We start from the raw sequence: 292 nt of genomic DNA, 5'->3' as shown, positions 1-292 counted from the left end.
CAGACGCATGCGCACCTGTAGCTGCATTCTGCGATAAGGCTGCAGGGCCGCATGCAGCCGCGCGGCCTCCTGCGCCAGGAACTGGTTATGACTTGCTTCGTAGATGCGCTGGTGAAACAGGCTGTTCTCGTAGTAGTAACCATTGCTGTCGCCCGCCTCCACCTTGGCCTGGCAGGCTCGGTGAACGTCCTGCAGCAGTGCCAGCTCGTCGGCGGTGATGCGCCGCGCCGCCAACCGGCCGCACAGCCCCTCCAACTGGGCCATCACCTCGAACCGCTCTACCAGCTCTGAA

General features: G+C 63.7%; 1 protein-coding gene. It reads right to left on the bottom strand.

Annotation, left to right across the window (positions count from 1 at the left end; translation table 11 throughout):
• A partial coding sequence (locus Q5762_RS37850; RefSeq protein ID WP_315896847.1) for an FCD domain-containing protein occupies positions 1 to 292 on the bottom strand: 292 nt, incomplete at both ends.

The organism is Streptomyces sp. P9(2023) (assembly GCF_032436795.1).
Taxonomy (GTDB): domain Bacteria; phylum Actinomycetota; class Actinomycetes; order Streptomycetales; family Streptomycetaceae; genus Streptomyces.
Note: the sequence above shows the minus strand (reverse complement) of the source record. Positions and strands in the feature narration are given on the sequence as shown.